This window comes from Candidatus Formimonas warabiya, from assembly GCF_002777255.1.
Taxonomy (GTDB): Bacteria; Bacillota; Dehalobacteriia; order Dehalobacteriales; family Dehalobacteriaceae; genus Formimonas; species Formimonas warabiya.
The window spans coordinates 2,457,276-2,479,864 of sequence record NZ_CP017634.1 but is presented as its reverse complement, the minus strand read 5'-3'; the positions used below and the strand labels follow the sequence as shown (position 1 = coordinate 2,479,864).

Sequence of the window (22,589 nt, the reverse complement as noted above, 5' to 3'; positions counted from 1 at the left end):
GAAGGGTAATTCGTTTTGGCGAAGTGCTGTTTTTAATGTCCATGTTTTTTTTAGCGGTACCGATGAGCGACTTGTTGCTGAATCTGCTGCATTTATCCCACCTGGCTGCGGCACTGGCCAGTATTTCGGTGATTTTGGTGATTTCCGCTTTTTTTTACCACAAAGTATTACTGATCGACCGGATTTTTATCAAGATCCTGTCGATCCGCTGTTTAAAAGAGTTTATATTTCTGGTAGGCTTACTCTACGGGATTATTATTACGGCATTTGCCACCTTTTATTATTGCATCGACCGATTCTATCAACCGGCTTCTTCTTATTTGAAATGGTTCTACTTCAGTGTGATCACCGTTACCACCGTAGGTTACGGTGATGTGACTCCCATTAACGGGCTGATGAAATTGCTCGTTTCCTTAGAGTGCTTTATTGGATACATATCCATTCCTGTCATTTTCACCATTGGTTTAATGCTTATCGTAAATGAAAATAAGATATAACTATAATGGTTACCTGAAAGCCCGTAAGGGCTTTCTTTTTTTTTGGGGGGGTGAAGGGTATCCTTAATAGTTTCGATAATAAAACTAATTTATCTCCCAAAGGGAAATAATGTCGATTTATTTGTAAGAATGTCGAGGTTATTCCAATAATTTCTTTTTTATTCTACAATGAAACAGAATGGTAATAATTTAGTAATAAAATATAAATTTATGTATTTTTTTGTTAAAGTATTTATTTGGGGGGATGCTTTGTGAAAATGAAGAAATTTGGTAAATCTTTAATGGCCATGTTACTGATTATTGCTTTTATGTCGTCTATTGTTTGTCCGCCTGCCCTGGCCGCAAATACTATCCCGGTAACGAAACAACAGGCAGAATGGCATGGACCTCTCCAAATCTGGCAATGGTCTTTAAACCAATACAACGAACAACATGCGGCTGATAAAACCGCCAACGAAAAAGAACAGGCAGCTATCCAAGCAAGCAACGAAGACGTTGATCAGATCCCCCAAACGGAATTAGATTTAGCCCTATTGGATGCATTAACTAAGAACCAAGCTGAAACAGAAAAAATATGGGAAACTCCTGTTTCCGACAACATTGCAAAGGAAGACGAATTACCGGACAGTAATCAAACCGACCGCTTTATCATCAAATACAAAAGCGGCAAGCAAAGAGAAAATTTTTCCGCCGCCATTGCCGCAGCCTTAAAAGACGATGCCAAATCCTTCAGAAATCCTCAAAATAAAAGGTTTGACATCGTGATCACGAAAAACGGTATGCAATCGAAAGACCTGATGGCAAAACTCAAGAAGAAAAATGCCCATCAAGGGATCGAATACATCCAGCCTGACTATCAGTTAACTACTGCTTCTGAAGAACTTCCGAGCCTGAATGGAGACTCCCAGGAAGCCCCTGCAGAAGAAAGCGGCATCATATCCGAGGAAAATAGCGCTCCGGCAGAGGAAGAAACCAATACCGACATCCCGGAAATAGAAATCCCGGAACCCGACACCCCAGAAACCGACATTACCGCCCCTGAAATAGAAACCATCACCGCAGACGGGGACCGGGTGGTACTTGAATTTAACGAGTCGCTGGATCAGGAAAGCGTCCCTGATCCCACAGACTTTACCCTTACCATCAACGAAACTAACAGCGAAAACAGCATCACAGAGGTTTCTGTCAATGAGGATAACGTCACATTTACGCTGTCCAATGTACTGGAATCAGAAGATAACATACTGCTCAGCTATGCCCCTGGAACAAATCCCATTTATGATTTATCCCATAACCCGGCTCCGGCTTTTCAAAACAGGCCGGTAGAAAATGTTACGCCCCAACCGGAGGTTGACACCGTCTCCCCGGTCTTAGAAAAAGCCCGGATCAAAGAACAAAGCCTAACCCTTATCTTTAACGAAGAATTGAATGAAGACTTTATTCCCTCCTTAACAGACTTTACCGTATGGGTAAATCCCGGGACGGAAGAAGAATATTCCGCCCCCATCGCCCAAATCACCATGGATCTGGATACCGTCACCATTACCCTGGACAATCCCGTCACTGCGGATGACATCGTCATCATGTCCTATCAGCCCGGAGCAGATGCTGATTTCCTTCGGGATCCGGCCGGAAACGCTGTTTCGGCCTTTGATGGCCAGGAAGTAACCAACCAGATAAAAAGTTATACAGTCAACGATCCATATTTTGATCAGCAATGGGGCCTTTATCAAGAAGCCCAGCTTAACTCCGTCACTCAGGAAGTATACGATTACCGGGTGGATGCCAACGTGTCCGGTGCCTGGAACCGGTCCCAAGGGGACGGTGTAATTGTAGCTGTCCTCGATACCGGCATCGATATTACCCATGAAGATCTAAGAAACAACATCTGGGCCAACACCGGAGAAATTCCCGGAAACGGCCTTGATGATGACGGCAACGGCTATATCGATGACGTGAACGGCTGGAACTTTGCCGATAAGACCAATACCGTCCACAACCCGGATTTAATCTATGATGAGTGGCACGGCACCCATATCGCCGGGATCATCGCTGGGGAACAAAACAACGAAAAAGGGATCAGCGGTGTGGCGCCCCAAGCCCAAATCATGCCTTTACAGGTATTCAAAAACGGGATGGCCTATACCAGCGATATCATCGACGCCATCGGCTATGCCAAACAAATGGGGGCAAAGATCATCAACTGCAGCTGGGGGGCCACCAGCGAGAACCAGGCCCTTCAAGATGCGATGGAAGAATCGGGACTGCTCTTTGTCTGCGCTGCGGGAAACAGTTACACGGATATCGACATTAATCCGGTCTATCCCGCCTCAATAACCGGGGATAACATCATCGCCGTAGCTTCAATTAATAATACCGGCCATCTGTCCCATTTTTCCAACTACGGGGAAGATTCTGTTGATGTGGCCGCTCCCGGGGAGGAAATCATCAGTACAATACCGGGGGATAGCTACGGAGCGAGCGGCGGGACATCCCAGGCAGCAGCCTTTGTTTCCGGGGCAGCAGCCTTGATTTTGAGTAAATATAGGGACCTGACTCCCGGGGATATAAAAGACAGGATTATTATCTCATCGGACCGGTATTCCTCCATCACGGAAAAGGTATACCGGTCGGATAAAATCAATTGTACGGATGCACTGGCTGATCCCCTTATTAATAAGGGTGACGATATCATCCCGATCCCGGAAGAAATTAACCAGGATACCGGGAATAACGGGACAGGAGAAGGAGAATTTAACCTTTTTGCCGTGGACGAATGGAACGTGAAAGCAAGTATGCCTACCGCAAGAAGAGACCTAGGGGTAGTGGCCCTAAACGGAAAAATTTATGCTATTGGTGGCTACAATACAAATTGGCTAAATACCGTTGAAGAATATGACCCCGCTACAAATACCTGGACTACTAAGGCGAGTATGCCCACAGCCAGATCTGGCCTTGGGCTGGCCGTAGCCAATGGGAAAATCTATGCGGTGGGTGGATACAATCTCGATATCACGGGGTATTACCTTAACACGGTTGAAGAATACAATCCGGCCACGAATACCTGGGCCACAAAGGCAAGCTTGCCCACAGCAAGGAGTGAATTAGGAGTAACAGATCTAAACGGAAAAATTTATGCGGTGGGCGGATTTAATTCCAATATAGCGGAATGGTATCTTAACACGGTTGAAGAATACAACCCGGCTACAAATACCTGGGTTGCGAAGGCAAGTATGCCCACGGCCAGATGCGGCCTTGGGCTGGCTTCTATCAACGGCAAAATATTTGCAGTTGGAGGAAAAAATAGTAATCATTTGAGAACAGTCGAGGAATATGATCCGGTGGCCAATACCTGGAGTGCTAAGGCAAGTCTGGTAATGGGAAAAACATATTCGGGAGTAACAGCTGTGAACGGCAATATTTATGTGGTTGGTGGTTCGGACTCCGGTGGAGCGACAAGAACAGTGCAAGAATACAATCCTATTACCAACACCTGGGGTATAAGGAATAATATGTTGACAAGCCGTTCTAGGCATGGCGTTGCTGCTGTTAATGGCAGGATCTATGCTATTGGTGGAAGCGAGGGATCCAACTATGTAAACAAGGTCGAGGAATATGGATTGCCCTTCGCTAATTGGAAACCGGTAAAAAGTATGCCCACGCCAAGAAGCGGGCTTGGGGCGGCGGTTGTTAACGGAAAGATATATGCTATCGGCGGTTATAACAACGGCTATAAGAATACCATAGAAGAATACAATCCTCTAACCGATACCTGGACAGCCAAAGCAAGCATGCCCACAGCAAGGGAAGATCTAGGAGTGGCCGCAGTTAACGGAAAAATTTATGCCATCGGGGGACATAATAGCAGCGGTGCATTAAATATGGTTGAAGAGTATAATCCGATGACAAACACATGGAGCACAAAAGCCAGTATGCCTACAGCCAGATATGCCTTTGGAATTGCTGTGGTTAATAATAAGATTTATGCGATTGATGGAACAGATACTTCTATCCGATATACTTTGTCTGATGTGGAAGAATATAATCCGGCAACAGACACATGGGTTAAAAAGGATGATTCCTCACATGAGGGCTGCTATGAGGCGGTTACGTCTTTAGACAATAAAATTTATGTCATCGGGGGTCATTACGGAAGCAATGATAGGCCTGAAGTTAGGACCTATGACCCGATTTCTAATCAATGGGCTTATATAACGCAACTGCCCACAAAAAAGATGGGACTTGGCGCTGCGGCCCTGAATGGCAAAATCTATGTGATGGGGGGATCCAGTACACCGGAGGAAGTGCTGGAATATGATCCCGTAAAAGGTCTTTGGCAGAAAAAGAATAAAGAAAATATGTATTTAGGCAGGATATATTTTGCCACTACAGTCCTCAATGGAAAAATTTATACCCTTGGTGGAATTGGTAATGGGGATATTGTTGGTAATGTAGAGGAATACAGCCCGGTGGTCAGCCCGTGGACGATAAAAGCCGGTATGCCTACAGCCAGATCGGATTTTGGGGTTTCTGAATCTAATGGAAAAATTTATACCATCGGCGGCTACAATGGGACTTACTTAAATACGGTGGAAGAGTATAATGGGGCTTCAAATTCATGGAGCCTGAAATCCGGTATGCCCACAGCGAGAGCCGGCCTTGGCGGTGCAGCGGTAAACGGAAAAGTTTATGCGCTGGGGGGCTCTAACCAGTCAGGTGTGACCAACATCGTCCAGGAGTACGATCCGGTTCTCAATACATGGGTTTCCAAAGCGAGTATGCCTCAGGGAAGAAAAGACTTTGGAATTTCAGTATATAACGGAAAGATCTATGTTTTTGGGGGACATGACGGGACCCAATATAAAAACAATGTTTTTGCATTTGATCCGGGAACCAATACGTGGAGCACAAAGACAAGCATGCCTACAGCCCGGTCCAAATTAGGGGTTGTAACGGTCAATGGTAAAATGTATGCTGTGGGGGGAACAAACGGGACTTCTCAAAAGATAGTTGAAGAGTATAATCCGGTTACAGACACATGGTCTACAAAGGCCCTTATGCCAACAGCCCGGTCTGGCTTTGGCATAGCGTTCGAAAACGGAAAAGTATTTACTATCGGGGGTCTATATGAAAGTCCTTATGGAGCAGGCAAGATATATGATATTGTGGAAAAATTTGATCCGGTAACCAATACCTGGTCTTCTGACGTTAATATGACCTCGGCAAGATCCGGACTGGGGGCAATTGCTGTCAACGGCAAAATATATGCTATTGGAGGAAATAACGGCAGTCAAGCGGTGGGAACCGTTGAAGAGTTTAAAATGGCAGACAGTACTTGGAGCATTAAGTCCAATATGCTTTCAGCCAGGTATGATTTTGGGGCAACCCTGCTGGACGGAAAGATTTTTTGTGTTTCCGGTTACCCATATGGGGATAGCGAAATGTATGACCCCGGCACCGATACCTGGAGTAATCATTTATACATGAGCGGTACCGGGAAAGGACCCGGAGTAGCGGCAGTAAACGGCAAGGTTTATGCGATGGGGGGAGAATGCGCTGCTGAATATTTAGCCTCAATGGAGGTATATGACCCATCGGATAATAAGTGGCATAATGGAGCCAATATGACTTCCGGAAGGAGTGATTTTGGTGCCGCGGCGGTAAATGGGAAAATCTATGCCATGGGCGGTTATGATGGGACTTCCTATCTTAATAAAGTTGAAGAATTTGATCCGGCTACTAAAACCTGGACACCAAAAGCCAATATGCCTACGGCCAGGTCCGGTGTAACTGCCGTGGTAGTTGACAATAAAATTTATGTTATAGGCGGGTATAACGGAATTAATTATTTGAATACGGTAGAAGTTTATGACCCTCAGACCAATACCTGGACAACAAAAATTGGTATGCCCACGGCTAGGATGGGCTTAGGCGCAGTACTGTTTAATAACAAAATTTATGCCATGGGCGGCATCAATTCTGTTAACATGGATGTTAACGAGGAATATGATTTAAGTACGAATACATGGTGTGTAAAAACCAGCATGCCTACATCCAGAGGTTATCTCTGTACCGCAGCAATTAATGGCAAAATTTATGCAATGGGTGGCTGTAAATACAGTAATGGTAGTGCAACAGAAATATTAAGTATTGTTGAGGCTTATGATCCGGAATTGGACCATTACAGTGTTGAGGTCGCAAGATTTACGCCCAGAAGCAACCTTAGTGTCACTGAGGCAAATGGAAAAGTATATGCGATTGGCGGCTTCAATGGGGCTGCGGTGTTAAATACCGTAGAACAATACGATGGCAATAACTGGTCAGTCAAAGCCTCTATGCCTACTGCCCGGAAAGATTTAGGAACAGTATCTTTAGACGGTAAAATTTATGCGATTGGCGGGTCAAACGGTGGCATCTACCTAAATACAGTCGAACAGTACGATCCGGGGCAGAATATTTGGGTTTCCAAAGCCAATATGCCTACGGCACGGGCCGGATTAGGCGTTTTAACCTTAAACGGCCGGATCTATGCCATGGGAGGATACAACGGCACTAGCCTCAGCACGGTGGAAGAATACAATCCGGTTACCAATACCTGGACAACAAAGGCTCATATGACTACGGCAAGATATGATTTTGGCCTGGTCAATCTGAATGGACTAGGTGTGGTCATGGGGGGGAGGAACAGCGGTGAATTAAGATCAGGGGAAATATATGATCCATTAGCCGATACCTGGAGTGCCCTGCCGGATATGCCGGCACCCAGGTATGGCCTTGGTGCGGCTGTTGTAAACGGGAAAATATACGCGCTGGGCGGTTATTCAGGCGAAAGCAGCCTTAGTGTTACCTCGGAATATGACCCTACCGTCAAGCTCTGGATCAACAAGACCAGCGCGTTGAATCAAAGGGCCTATTTTGGGGCCAGCGCCCAAGGAGAAAAGATTTATCTCATCGGCGGTTACAACAATAATGGCTACCTGGACACGGTGGAGGAATATTATCCGGCAAGTGGCATTTGGAGTACCAGAGCCGACATGCCCACCAGAAGGTATGGCCTGGCCGCAGCCGCTGCAAACGGAAAGGTCTATGCCATGGGGGGATATAGCACCACATACAAGGATACAGTGGAAGAGTTTAACCCAACCGGCAACAGCTGGAGTCCGAAGGCGAATATGCTCACAGCTAGAACGGGCCTGGGGGCCGCTGTTTTAAACAATAAAATTTATGCGATAGGCGGCAGCAATAATGTTGGGGAACTCGCTGCCACGGAAGAGTTCGATCCGTCCAATAACCAATGGAGCCCCAAAACAAATATGCCTACCCCAAGAACAAGTCTGGCCGTCAACAGCATGGACGGGAAAATCTATGCTGTCGGGGGTTACAGCAACGGATATAAAGATACCCTGGAGGTCTATGATCCCTTAACAAACACCTGGATCGCCCGGGCAAATATGCCAACCGCCCGGAGGGATTTGGGAGTAGTTGGCGTATTCGGTAAACTCTATGCCATTGGCGGTGATAATGGCAGCCCAAGCAATAAAGTAGAGGAATATGATCCTGTTACAAACAGCTGGAAAACCAAGGCAAATATGCCAACTGCCCGGAAAAGCTTTGGCATCCTTGTGGTAAATTGTAAAATCTATGTGATCGGCGGATTTAATACCGGGGCATTAAGCGCAGTGGAAGAGTATGACCCCATCACCGATAGCTGGAGCACCCTGGCAAATATGCCTTCGGCCAGGTATTCTTTTGGAACGGCCGGTATTGACGCCCAGATTTATGCGATCGGGGGTATTCCCTTTGACGCCAAGGTGGAAGCGGGTGATTTAAGCGGGGAGGAAGTAAACAGTTCTACCTATGAACTGGTCCACCTGGGAGAAAATACGGTCAATCTATCCGGCAACTTTGCCCGTACTTATACAGATATGGAAGTTGCTATGCCTGGATTTAGCATGGAGATCAGCCGTACGTACAATTCAAGAGACGACCGTGAAAGCGGCCTGCTGGGAAAAGGCTGGACCTTTGGATTCGAAGGAAGCAGTGAATACAAACCCGGTTGGGAAACTATAAGGTTGCCAAACGGGAGTGTCATGACCTTTTCCAGAAATTCCAGAGGAGACTTTATTGCCGAGGACTCGCGCAGCACTTATGACAGCTATTACCAGATCCTGACTACCAAGGATCAGTATACGTATGGTTTTAATAACAACATTCTTTGGTGGATAAAGGACAGAAATGGAAATCAAATCAACATCACCATTGATGCCACAACGAAAAGAATTACCAAGATTACCGACCCAGCCCAGCGGGTATTTAATCTCACATACAATAGCGACGGCTTAATAGAAAGTATTACCGATCCCCTGGGCAGGGTAGTCCGCTATGAGTATGAAAACAAAAAGCTGGTTCGGGCCATTGATCCCATGGGTAAGATCACAAGGTACTCCTATGATGCCAAAGGGTATCTGGCCCAAATAAGGGACAACGACAATAATTTGATTGAATCCATTGTCTATGATACCTCGGCGGGAGATAAAAATGCCAGAGTGGCTCAGATCACAGATGCCTTAGGGAATTCCAGCACTTACACTTATGATACCGCGTACCGTAAGCTGACCGTAAAAGATGTCAACGGAAGAGAAAGCGCAACCTGGTATGACAGTTCCCTCTATCCCATTCAGGTGCAGGAACCGGACGGCAGAAGGACCATGACATTATATAGCCTTGATGCCAAAGGAATAAACAAATATGGGGAAGAGCAATCCGTTACCGACCGGAATGGAAACAGAACCGCCTATGAAAGAGACAGCCGGGGAAATATCGTGAAAATGGTGAACCCGGATTTTTCGTACAAAGAATTTGCCTACGATGAAAAGAATAACCGGCTTTGGGAGAAAGATGAGAACGGGAAATATATTTTTTATATTTATGATACGAACAAGATCAATCTGTTAAAGGCCGCCTGGCCTTTGAACGGAACGGACCAGTATGCCCCGGGATGCGACGAATCCAAGTTTGCCATCACTGCCTATAGTTATTATACGGATACGGAAGCCCAGCAATTGGGGTATAAACTTAAAGGGCTGTTGAAGTCGGAAACCGATCCGGAAGGAGATATTACCGTCTACACATACGATGCAGCGGGCAACCTTAAGACCGTTACGAACCCGGAAAACGCCGTTACCACATACAGCTACAACCAGATTGGCTGGAAGACAGGAGAAGTATCGCCCAAGCTTTACCAGACCGCCTATGTTTACGACAGCAATGGCCGCATCGAAAAAACAACCCGGCACGGCGGCGAGGTCACCCGGACGATCTATGACAACATGGGGAGAAAGACCAAAGAGGTCTCGGCGAATCTATATAATCCGGCTTTCGACAACCTGGCGAATCATACGTACAGCGGCGATCATGGATCCAGATATGCCTATTACCCCAGCGGGGTGGTGCAGTCCGCAACCGACCCGGAAAACAATAGGACCACCTATACCTATGATTTATACGGCAATGTGCTCACTGAGACCAAGCCCAACAACGGGGTATACCAGTATGATTATGATGTATTAAACAGGCTTACTGCCGTATATTTTAAAGAAAATGCCGCCGCCTCCCCGGTAGCGCTGGAAAGGTATAGTTACGCCATTCAAGCAAACGGGAGTACCTGGAACACGCAAAAAATCCACACCAGGTTTATTAGCGATACAGAAACCATGGTTACCGGATATACTTATGATTATGCGGGACGGCTGATCAGGCAGGATAACCCGGATGGGACGTATACTGCCACCGTATACAATGCCAATGGCACCGTAGCTTCTACCACAGATGCCCGGGGCAATACCACCTGCTATAAATATGACGGCTTAAACCGTCAAACAGAACAATGGACCCCGGCGGAAAACATCAGCGGCACCATCAAATACACCTATTCAGGAAAAGTCTATGACAAAGCCGGCAGGGTCAAAGAAGAGAAAACCGGAAAAACCACGGTAGGGCTCTACGAAATACCGGCCGGCTTAGTAACAACCTATTACGACTATTACCGGGACGGAAAGTTAAAATCCCAAAGGGACAGTGCGGGCCGGAAAACCGAGTACCAGTACGATGGAGACGGCAACCTGAGCAAAAAAGACGTCTACACCGATGCTGCAAATAAAATTACCACTGAATATATCAACAATTACTTTGGCAAACCAAGCGAAGAAAAATTGCACGTACGGCAGGGCGACCTGTCCGGGCAGGATTTTGCGAATAATCAGGATGCCGTATTAAGCACAACATATACTTACGACAAAAACGGCAACCTGAAAACAGAAACCCGTCCGGATCATATAGTGATTACATACAATTACGACAACCTGGACCGGCAGACTGGCATCAGCATGCCTGGCCAGGACGAATTCGGCAGTCCGGTAACCATTTCCCATACCAAGAGATTCAACTGGACCGGAAGCATCCTCACGGAAACCGACGCCAATAACCATACCACCACCTACACTTACGACCAGCGGGACTTCCTCTCTAAAGTAACCGATGCCAAGGGAAAAGTGGCCGCAAGCTACTATGACCGGGTCGGCAGGGTCATTGCCGAAGTATCGCCCAATCATTATGACCCGGCAAAAACCCTGGATCAGATGAACCGGACCGAATACACCTACGATCAAATGTCCCGGATCAAGACCCTGGCATATAAATATATGGATCCGACTACCGGTCAGTGGGCCGGCTATGTGGCCAAAGCCTACAAATACGATGCCAACGGGAATACCGTCAAAGAACTGGATGCCTTGGGCTACGAGGCCGGAACCGGTACTACGGCAGAGGATAAAATCAATTCCGGTTACGGGACGGAATATACCTATAACCCGGCTAATCAGACCATAACCCTTTTAGATCCGGTAAACAAAGACCGGTCCCTGGCCTATACCTTAAAATATGAATACGACGGGTTAGGCAGAAAAACAAAAGAAACCGATGCCAACGGCAACTACACGGACTATACCTATGACGATGGGGACAATATCCTCATGGTTAAAGTCAACAATCAGACGGTGCAAACCAACACCTATGACCTGGCGGACCGGCTGCTGACCCAGAAAGACGGAAATAACAACACCACAAATTTTGAATACAACGCTTTGGGCCAAATCAGAAAAACAACTCTGCCCGGAGACGCCAGCATCCCCGGGAGCAATATCACGTACCAGTATGACGAACTGGGACACGTAAAGAAAAAGACACACTCGGCCGGAATTATAGACCTGTACAGCTATGACAACCAGGGCCGGGAATTGTCCCATAGCCAACAAAAATCCGACGGCACCCAGCTGGTCACAACCACTGTAAAATATGACAAAGCCGGCAACCAAAGATTTGTCACCGACGGCAACAATGCCGCCCAAGAAAACCTCTTTGACGAAGTAAACCGGATGACAGCTTCAAAAATAACCGTCACCAACTTAAACGGCACCCCCCTGCAACAAATCACGACCTACGGGTATGACCATAACGGCAATCAAACCAGCCAAACCGACTGGAAGGGCAATACCTATAGCAATGTTTATGACCCGTTGAACAGGCTGATCCAGAAAATTGATCCTTTCAATAAAACGATAGAAAAACTGGAGTATAACCATAACAGCGTCCAGGTCAAATCATACGACGCCCTAAATAAACTGACCCAATACACCTACGACAAAAACAACCGGCTCTTAAGCACTATAGACCCCTTGAACCACACCACCAGCCAAACCTATGACAACGCCGGAAACATCAAGACCAAAACCGACGGCAGGAACAAGACCACCACTTTCAATTATGACACCTTCAACCGGCTCATATCCGTGGTCAATGCCAAAAATGAAACCACCAGTTACACCTATGACTTAAACGGCAACATGCTCACCCAGACCGACGGCAAAGGCAACGTCACCACCTTTGAATACAACGTGGCCAACAAACCCATCAGAAAAATCGACCATGGGGGCAGAACAGGGACCCCGGGGAATTACACCTATACCCCATCCAAGGTAGAAAGCTACACTTACTATGCCGATGGGAACCTGGCCACCAAGGTAGACCGGAACGGCAACAGCACCACATACACCTATGACGTACACGGGAGAATGCTCACACAGGTGGCCGGTTCCATAAACATTTCCTATACTTACGATGGCAACGGCAACCAGCTTACCATCACGGACAGCACCGGCACCACCACCCGGACCTATGACCAGCTGAACCGGGTCAAAACAAAAATTGTGCCGGGCATCGGCACAATCACCTTCCTCTATGACGATACGGCAGGCCTCAGCCCGGGAAACGCAGGAGAAACCAGTACCGACCCCAAAGGGAACGTCACCAAAAAAATCTTTGACAAAGCAGGGAGACTGGTCAACGTCACCGCCGGAGGACAGACGACCACCTACACATACTACGACAACGGGAACAAACAAAGCACCCAGTATCCTGACGGATCAAGCGAAACATATACCTATTACGACGACAACCTGCTCAACACCCTGGTGAACAAAAAAGCAAACCAGACCGTCATAGACACCTATAGCTACACCTATGATGCCGCCCGCAACCAAACGTCAAAAACAGACGGGAAAGGAACGACCACCTACACCTACGATGACTTAAACCGCCTGGGGAGCGTAAGCGAACCCAACGGCAGGACAACAACCTATACCTACGACGCAGGGGGAAACAGGGCAACGCAAACCGTAGTGTACCAGGGCAATACCGATATCACCACCTATACCTGCAACAACCAAAACCGGTTAACGGGAACTGCCACAACCCGGAACGGAGTCACCACAGAAACAAATGCTTACACCTATGACAATAACGGAAACCAGCTGACGGTAAGTCAAACACCTTACCTCAACGGCGTGCCCCAAACGGCGAAAATAACCAACAGCACCTATGACAGGCTGAACCAGCTCCTCACCACCAGCATGCCGGACGGGACAACCCTCAACAACACCTATAACGGCGAAGGGATCCGGGTAAAAAAGGAAATAAATGGTCAGGTGGCGAAATACTTATATGAAGGCGACCAGATCCTTCTCGAACTGGACAGTGCCGGGAACCAGACAGCAAGGAATATTTGGGGCACCAGTCTTATCTCCAGGAACGTATCCGGAATCACAGCCTACTACATGTACAACGGACATGGAGATGTCACGGCTCTCATCAATTCCGCAGGAACCATTTTAGCTACCTACTACTATGATGCATTCGGGAACATCCCCGAGAGCACGGGAACCATCAACAACCCCTTCAAATATGCGGGCTACCAGCATGATCAGGAGACCGGGTACTACTACCTCATGTCCAGATATTATGATCCGGTAACAGCAAGATTCATCTCAGAAGACACATACAGAGGCAATCCGAATGACCCGTTGAGCTTAAATCTATATACCTATTGTCATAACGAACCCTTAATGTATACCGACCCGACCGGACATATTGAAAGACCTACACCAAAGAAAGAGGTTAAACCCAAAAAGGACACCAGTCGTAATCAGCATATTAAAAAAGAAGAGATTGAAAGAAAAAAGAAAGAAGCAGAGCGAAAGGCGAAAGAAGAAAGAGAAAAAAATGAAAAATCACAAAAATATCTCGTAAAAAGCGGAGACAACTTAACGAAAATAGGCAAGAAATTTGATGTAAGTGTTGCAGATATTTTAAAAGTAAATAAAGATATCAAGGATCCCACAAAAATACAGGTAGGTCAAATAATCAATATTCCGGCTAAAACAGAAAATGCCACAAATACATTGCCAAATTTGGACCAAAAAAATACTGGAGATATAAAAAACCAGGAGACGGGTAATAATGTAATAAAATTAAACCCTGGTGTTTACAATAGAACTGGGCTGGCTACGATACCTTATGTATCACCAGAGGAGGAAAAGCTAGCTTTATCAATGGGAATTAGTTCAACTCCATTAATCGGTGATCTAAAAGATGCCCAGGAAGCTATTACTGGTGAAGATTTAATTCAAAAACAAGAATTGAGTCCACTTGATAGAGGATTAACAGTTTTAGCAGCGTTTATTCCGGTGGTTAGTGGCAAATTAGTAAGAGAAATAGGTAAAGCAGGAAAGGAAATTGTTGAGGGAACGGTTAAGTCTGGAGTTTTGGACAATGCGAATTTTGCGCAGAAAACGTACAGTTCAACTTTTAGTAAAGATGGTATTAAAATTTACTCTGACTTGGCAGGTAAACCTATAAATACAGTTGACGATTTGGCAAATGCATTAAAAAATGGCACAATAAAAGCATCAGACGTTCCGATTGATTATGTTGTAAGAGACGGAAACTCACTAATATTAAACACAAGGTCATCACAAGCATTAACTCAAGCAGGCATACCTAGGAGTCAGTGGAATGCAGTAAATCAAACAGGTAATCAACTTTTTGAAGATATGCTGACTGGTCAATTATCAAGGAATGGGCTTACTTCAGCAGGAACGCCTACAGTTAGAATGAGCGGAGGTAATAAATAATGGGAACCAATAAGTTATGGGAATTTCCTGTGCCGTCTACATGTATTGCAGAGGGTGGCGTAAAATTAATTTATCCAGGTGGAGATGCGTTGCTACTATTTGATTATTACGACGAGGAAAAGAACGATGCTGTTTTTAACTCAGGTATTGTGTTTGACGCAGTACAAGCACATAGACATACTACAGAGAAGTTTATCAAGTCGTTACTTGGGGCTTATGATACTCTTGTTGAGATAACAGATTCTGAATGGGTTAAAGAATTAAGGGAAATCAATAAGGAAATAGCTGATTATTGGAATATAAAGCATTATGCAATATTTTTAGATAGCAATGGATTATTTGAGTTTATAGCAAGAGACTACAAAATACTGGAAACAAAAGAAGGCGGTATAAATGGACTATTTGAAGTTAAGTAAGGAAGTATCATATGCTTTGCGTCATGCTCCATGGGAATATGAATTGGAATTGGATGGTGAAGGCTGGGTTGATATTACGCAATTACTTTCCTCTCTACATGAGTGCAAAGAGTGGCAGGAATTAAATGAGCAGGATTTGCATGTAATGATAGAGAAGTCCGATAAAAAACGTCATGAGATTGCATGTGGAAAGCTTAGGGCGTTATATGGACATTCTATTCCGCAAAAAGTTTTAAAAGAACCTAAGGCTCCACCTGAAATATTGTACCATGGTACAGCAAGGCGTTTTATTCAAGCAATAAAAGAAAAAGGTCTTCTACCTCAGAATCGACAGTATGTTCACTTATCTGTTGATACTGAGACAGCTTTACAGGTTGGTAAAAGACGAGACGATGAACCGATACTGCTAAGAATTTGTGCTTTAGAAGCATGGAATACAGGCGTGAAATTTTTTCTTGGTAATGATAAAGTTTGGTTAGCTGACTCTATCCCAAGTAAATACATTAGATTTAAGTAAAATGAAGGTCACACAGTATAAGCTGATGTGGCCTTTCTTTTTATCATGGGAGTAGACATAAAATTTATAAAGCGAAACCATTGTAGTGTAAGCTTTTTAAATCCCCCAATAAGAAAATTTCCATATGGAATAAGTGCTATAAAAAATAACAGATAGCTGTCAGCATTAACAGCCACCTTAAAGACCACCTTTAAAACGCTAGTAAATGGGCACTTACAGCCTATCTCGACCACCTTTCCCGACACACTATGGCTTATTCCGACCACCTATGCCAAATGCCGCGGCCCGCGTTGCGGGCTGATGTAATCCGAGAGGGGGCGCTCAGCGACCACCTCTCTTTAACCAGCATCAAAATAAACCGGTGGGTTCAGCACAATTTGTTCGAAAAAGTATCGAAACAAACAGTCGTCATATTGCCCTCAAATTTCTTCTCAATCTGTTTAGGGGTATTCGTACCCCAGAGTCGCTTGAAAATCGGAAACAGGGTAACACGTCGTCACACAGGGGCAAGAGTTTTGATGATTGAAAACGTGCTGTACGGATCAATTCCTCCAGCCCGGTTTCTGCGCAGTTCATGAGGCACAGCCCATCCCCCATGGTTCATGGTGAACCATAGCTTGACCAGTATTTTTGTCCATGCTAAAATGGGGGCAGACGGGGGTTTAAGGGGGAAAACTACCTGGAGGATTTTTAATAAAGCACATCATAAAAATACAGATACCTGCAGGGAAGAAAAAACTATAACATTTTTTCTTCCCTGTTTTTTCTTCTGATTTTTCTTGCAGACATTCAAACAATCTACTTGCAATCTTTCTGTATCAGAGCTAACATCACACACAACGTAAGAATGAACCAAGGCTCGTGATGCCAAGCACTGAAAAACAGTGCAAATCATGTAATTTGTCACACTATGAATGGATAGGTTGGCGTTCCCTTGCGAGGTCAAAGAACTAAGGTTCTTAGACTAACGCTCTTAAATTGAGGTTGCCGGTGTGAGTGGTGGAGACAAATGAAAAGGAGAGGATGAGAATTTACCAAAAAAGAAATACCTGCTTTATTGGAATTGACATGCATAAAGACATGCACTGTGCTGTGATTATTGACTGCTGGATGAATAAGCTCGGGGAGGTCAGCTTTGAAAACAGGCCTTCCAAATTTCCTGCATTCGTGGAGGATGTGAGGAGAATATGCGGTACAAAGGAATTTGTATTTGGCCTGGAGGATACCAGAGGCTTTGGCAGAAACCTTGCGGCCTACCTGGTCGGCAGGAGGTTTGAGGTAAAGCATGTCAATCCGGCCTATACCAGCGCTGTAAGGCTATCAAACCCTATTATCTTCAAGGATGACACCTATGATGCCTATTGTGTGGCCAGGGTACTCCGGGATATGGTGGACTCCTTGCAGGATGCCAGGCAGGAGGATATCTTCTGGACGATACGGCAGTTGGTGAAAAGGCGGGACTTGATCGTAAAGAGCAATGTGATGAACAAGAACCAGCTGCACAGCCAGCTATCCTACAGCTATCCGTCCTACCGGAAGTTCTTTGCCCTGGTTGACGCCAAGAGTGCCATGTGCTTCTGGGAGCACTACCCTTCGCCGGAGCATGTGAAGGCAACAACGCCGGAAAAGATATATGAAACCATAAAGCCGGTCCATCAGGCACTGAAGCTGCAGCGTATCCATGAGATTCTAGCCATGATTGAAAAGGATGGAGACACAAGAAAGGACTATCAGCCCGAAAGGGATTTTATCGTCAGAAACATTGTAAAGGAAATCAGGCACAACAAGGAATTGATTGCCGAAATAGATGATGAACTGCGGAAGCTGCTGCCTTTAACAGGCTATAAGCTGCATACCATGCCGGGCATTGACCTTGCTACCGAAGCACAATTAATATCTGAAATCGGAGATATCAACCGTTTCCCGGATTCTGACAAGCTGGCCCGGTTCATGGGTCTGGCCCCTGTGCAATTCAGCTCCGCCGGAAAGGGAAAAGACCAAAGGTGCAGAAATGGCAACAGGGCATTAAATGCCATATTCCATTTCATGGCGGTACAAATGGTAGCCATATCAGCGTCAGGAAAACCGAGGCACCCGGTATTCAGGGGGTATTTTGAACAGAAGGTTAAAGAAGGCAAGAACAAGCCACAGGCGCTTGTGTGCGTGGCAAGGCGGCTTGTGAGGATTATCTATGGTATGATGAAGACAAAGACAGAATACAGGCCGTATCAAAAAGATTTGTAAAAAGTTAATTCAAAAACAGACATTTAAGGCACTGGAAGTTACTTGCATTTTTTGGTTGAGGAATTGGGACAGGAATTATATAATGAGGATAGTTCTTGTAGTGAGGGAACGAGTAAGGCTATAGAAGGTGGTATATGTTTCACTGGGGATACTCTTATCCCAACAAAATATGTTTATAAGGAAATAAAGGATATCAAAGTTGGTGATGAAGTATATTCAGAAAACCCAGAGACAGGAGAAAAAGGATTAAAGAAGGTAAGGGACGTATTCATCAATGAAACCAAAGAGTTAATCCATGTGTTTGTTGGGCAGGAAGAGATAAAAGCAACGTCGACTCATCCATTCTGGGTTGAAGGGAAGGGCTGGGTAGCTGCTGGTGAACTTCAAGCAGGAGATAAGGTTAGGCTGTACAATGGAAGTATTGTTGCCGTTGATAAAACCATTGTAGAGAAACTTGATGAAGCTATTAAGATTTACAACTTCGAGGTGGAAGACTGGCACACATACTATGTTTCAGAAAGTAAAATTCTTGTTCACAATACCTGTGAGATGAATGTTTATAGAGGCGGTAATGATTTTACGATAAAACCAGGTGAAGTTAAGATAGATAAAAGTACTGGTTTGGTTACTCCTCAAAGGGGTGTCTCATTGAATACGGATGCGGGTAAAATGTCTAAGTTTGGAGGAGCATACAAAATAGATAGTATGCCTGAAGGGCTACAAATTAAACAGGTTGGTTCAGATCCAGGACATTTTGAAATTGTTCCAAAGTATCCAATGACTCAAGCGGAATTCCAAGGGAAATTAAATCAAATTCAAACATCACCAGTAAAATAATACTAATAAATAGGGACGGTGTTGAAAATGGAAGAAATAAAAATATACTTTCAATATGATACTGAGTTATCGGAGTTTGAGGCTATTCAAAAAGGATATAGAGTAGATGTTTTTGTAAAAGTTGGAGGAATCTACTTTAATTTAAGAGTTTTTGATATTATTAGGCTGCAACAAGAATTTGAAAGTGAAGTAGATAGTGAAGGTTATTATGCAGTTGAGCCTAACTTAATATTAGTTAAGGAGGTTAATAAAAAGGAGATTTTATGTACTATTAGAAACCTATATAAACAAAAATATTTTGATGAAATAAAACCTACATGTGATGTTAATGTAGATGAATTGATAGAGATTCAATAAGTAAAAAATTATCTTAGATTGAAAGACGGTTGTCAATATGATGACTGTCTTTCTTTTTGTGTGCCCAGCATGGGCGTGTTCTTACGGGTGCATAAATATTCAGAAAACATATACAGCCACCTAAAACAGCACCTACAAAACTTCTTGAAATGTGGGTTATCTGCTAGTGACGACCACCTATTGGCACACGTGCGGTCATTTCCGACCACCTATGCCAAATGCCACAGCCCGCATTGCGGGCTGATGTGATCCGAGGGGAGGTCGCTTGCGACCACCCCTCTTTAACCTGCACAGTTTTCGACCCCATGGTTCACCCCACAATTGAGGTGACGAAACACATTTTGGGTCTGCATTTTGAATGATAAGACCCTTTCGCAGAAAGCCGCCAAATCCGGTTTCATTTTTGCCGAATGGGCAAACACCTTATGGCGGTTAACAAAACGCGACACAGCCGCACACGGTGGCTTGTGGCGTTATGCATTCAAGTGCCGGATAACGATAACGAGTGTATTTATTAAAATGTAACATGCAGCTTCTGTAGACTGCTGGTAACGAACATATAAACCGGCTTGTACCCCATGGTTCATGGTGAACCATATCTTGACCGATATTTTTGCCCATGCTAAAATTGGAGACAGCCGGGGGTTTAAGGGGGAAAACTCCCTGGAAGATTTTTAATAAAGCATCTTATAAAAAACAGATACAGGCAGAGAAGAAAAAACGATAACATTTTTTCTTCTCTGTTTTTTGTTTCTGATTTTTTTTGCAATCGTCTCCACAATCTACTTGCAATCCTTATGAACCAGAGTTAACATCACACACAATAAAAACTTGTATCAAGGTTCGTGATGCCTGAAATCACGTAATTTGTCACATTATGAATAGATAGGTTGGCGTTCCCTTGCGAGGTCGAGAGACTAACGCTCTTAAATTGAGGTTGCCGGTATGAGTAGTGGAGACATTGAAAAAGGAGAGGATAAGGATTTATCAAAAAAGAAATACCTGCTTTATTGGAATCGACATGCATAAAGACACGCATTGTGCTGTGGTTATTGACTGTTGGATGAATAAGCTTGGTGAGGTCAGCTTTGAAAACAGGCCTTCCAAATTTCCTGCATTTGTTGAGGATGTGAGGAGAATATGCGGTACAAAAGAATTTGTATTTGGTCTTGAGGATACCAGAGGCTTTGGCAGAAACCTTGCCGCCTATCTGGTCGGCAGGAGGTTTGAAGTAAAGCATGTTAATCCGGCTTATACCAGTGCTGTAAGGCTTGCAAACCCTATCATTTACAAGGATGACTCCTATGATGCCTATTGTGTGGCCAGGGTACTACGGGATATGGTGGATTCCCTGCAGGATGCCAGGCATGAGGATATATTCTGGACTATCCGGCAGATAGTAAAAAGACGGGATTTGATTGTAAAGAGCAATGTCATGAACAAAAACCAGCTGCACAGCCAGCTATCCTACAGTTACCCGTCTTACCGGAAATTCTTTGCACTGATTGATGCCAAGAGTGCCATGTGCTTCTGGGAGAACTACCCTTCGCCGGAGCATGTGAAAGCAACAACTCCAGAAAAGATATATGAAACCATAAAGCCAGTCCATCAGGCGTTGAAGCTGCAGCGCATCCATGAGATATTAGCCATGATTGAAAAAGATGGAGACACAAGAAAGGATTATCAGACGGAAAGGGATTTTATCGTCAGAAACATCGTAAAGGAAATCAGGCATAACAAGGAACTGATTGCTGAAATTGACGATGAACTGCGGAAGCTGCTGCCCTTAACAGGCTATAAGCTGCAGACCATGCCGGGCATTGACCTTGCAACTGAGGCGCAGTTAATATCTGAAATCGGGGATATTACCCGTTTCCCTGACTCCGACAAGCTTGCTCGGTTTATGGGGCTTGCTCCAGTACAATTCAGCTCTGCCGGAAAAGGCAAAGACCAAAGATGCAGGAATGGCAACAGGGCGTTGAATGCGATATTCCATTTTCTTGCCATACAGATGGTGGCAATTTCACCGTCCGGAAAACCAAGACACCCGGTATTCAGGGAGTACTTTGAACAGAAGGTTAAAGAGGGTAAGAATAAACCGCAGGCGCTTGTATGCGTGGCGAGGCGGCTTGTGAGGATTATCTACGGTATGATGAAGACCAAGACGGAATACAGACCGTTTGAAAAGGCTGACGGAAAGAACTGATTTTAACAAATGAAGGCTCAGAACTCTGGAAGGAATTTGATTTTTTTGATTGAGATATTGAAGCCGGAATAATATAATAGATATAGTCCTTGTAGTGAGGGAACGAGTGAGACTGTAGAAGTACTAGGAGATGCACGAAAATTTTGGACTGATGCGACTGAATTCAATGGGGTAAAAGTATATCAAAGAGATGATATAATAGATGCAACTCTTGTAGATGGCCGTGGACGGACTAATTTACAAAGAATGCAACAAGGGTTAGCTCCTATCGGTCCTGATGGAAATCCTGTAAATTTGCATCATATGATACAGACTAATGATAGTGCAATTGCTGAGGTAACACAGTCATTCCATCAACAGAATACAAAAGTTATAAATATTAATCCCAATACTGTTCCATCTGGGATTGATAGAGGCCAATTTAACATATGGAAAAGCAATTATTGGAAAAACAGGGCTAATGATTTTAAATAAGATAATGGAGGTTAATAATGAGCATCCAAGATTATAACAGTGCAGTGAAACTAATACAAGAAAACCAGGAATTGGCTGATTTTGTTGGTAATTGTCCAGAAATGCTAATAAAAAAAGCTGAAGAAAAGTTAAATATAGTATTTCCTCAATCTTATAGAAGTTTCCTATTAAGTTTTGGTGCCGGAAATTTTGGAGCAGAGGAAATATACGGCATCATTAAAGAAGATTTTGATAACTCGGGAATACCTGATGCAATTTGGTTTACCCTAAAGCAGCGAAAAGAGATTAACCTACCTTCAAATTTAGTAATCATTTATCATACAGGTGGAGAAGAAATGTTTTGTCTAGATATAAATAAAATAGGTAAGCATCAAGAACCCATTATTGTTTCTTATGCAATAGGTACTGATTTAAAACACCAAATATATGAAATGATAGCAAATGATTTCGGAGAGTTTTTTCTCCAAAGAATTAAGCTAGAGTTAGGAATTTCTTAGTTTAGGAGACACTGGGGGA

General features: G+C 44.5%; 10 protein-coding genes. All 10 read left to right on the top strand.

Annotation, left to right across the window (positions count from 1 at the left end):
* Positions 1-35 precede the first annotated feature (35 nt).
* Entirely contained in the window at positions 36-497 is a 462-nt protein-coding gene (locus tag DCMF_RS11500) for an ion channel (protein WP_148134559.1), read from the top strand.
* 257 nt (positions 498-754) lie between these two features.
* Positions 755-15,022 (top strand): Kelch repeat-containing protein, encoded by a 14,268-nt coding sequence (locus tag DCMF_RS11495; RefSeq protein ID WP_236860326.1) that lies wholly within the window; start codon positions 755-757, stop codon positions 15,020-15,022.
* On the top strand, positions 15,022-15,438 hold the full coding sequence (locus tag DCMF_RS11490; RefSeq protein ID WP_148134557.1) for a hypothetical protein: 417 nt from the start codon (positions 15,022-15,024) through the stop codon (positions 15,436-15,438). Before DCMF_RS11495 ends, DCMF_RS11490 begins: the two co-directional genes overlap by 1 nt.
* Positions 15,416-15,955 (top strand): RNA 2'-phosphotransferase, encoded by a 540-nt coding sequence (locus DCMF_RS11485; protein ID WP_148134556.1) that lies wholly within the window; start codon positions 15,416-15,418, stop codon positions 15,953-15,955. The genes DCMF_RS11490 and DCMF_RS11485 overlap by 23 nt, the downstream gene beginning before the upstream one ends.
* 996 nt (positions 15,956-16,951) lie before the next feature.
* The gene (locus DCMF_RS11480; RefSeq protein ID WP_148134555.1) at positions 16,952-18,199 is read left to right on the top strand and encodes an IS110 family RNA-guided transposase; all 1,248 of its coding nucleotides are present in this window, start codon (positions 16,952-16,954) and stop codon (positions 18,197-18,199) included.
* 51 nt (positions 18,200-18,250) lie between these two features.
* Positions 18,251-19,036, top strand: coding sequence for a polymorphic toxin-type HINT domain-containing protein (locus tag DCMF_RS11475; RefSeq protein WP_236860250.1), 786 nt, complete (start codon positions 18,251-18,253; stop codon positions 19,034-19,036).
* A gap of 27 nt (positions 19,037-19,063) precedes the next feature.
* Positions 19,064-19,393, top strand: a complete 330-nt coding sequence (locus DCMF_RS11470) for a hypothetical protein (RefSeq protein WP_148134553.1) — start codon at positions 19,064-19,066, stop codon at positions 19,391-19,393.
* 952 nt (positions 19,394-20,345) lie between these two features.
* Positions 20,346-21,599 (top strand): IS110 family RNA-guided transposase, encoded by a 1,254-nt coding sequence (locus DCMF_RS11465; RefSeq protein ID WP_472297458.1) that lies wholly within the window; start codon positions 20,346-20,348, stop codon positions 21,597-21,599.
* A 195-nt stretch (positions 21,600-21,794) separates the two neighbouring features.
* Positions 21,795-22,073: an HNH/ENDO VII family nuclease gene (locus DCMF_RS30495; RefSeq protein WP_418219650.1), complete on the top strand. Its 279-nt coding sequence runs from the start codon at positions 21,795-21,797 to the stop codon at positions 22,071-22,073.
* A 17-nt stretch (positions 22,074-22,090) separates the two neighbouring features.
* Positions 22,091-22,570, top strand: coding sequence for an SMI1/KNR4 family protein (locus tag DCMF_RS11455; RefSeq protein WP_148134551.1), 480 nt, complete (start codon positions 22,091-22,093; stop codon positions 22,568-22,570).
* The last annotated feature ends 19 nt before the right edge of the window (positions 22,571-22,589 follow it).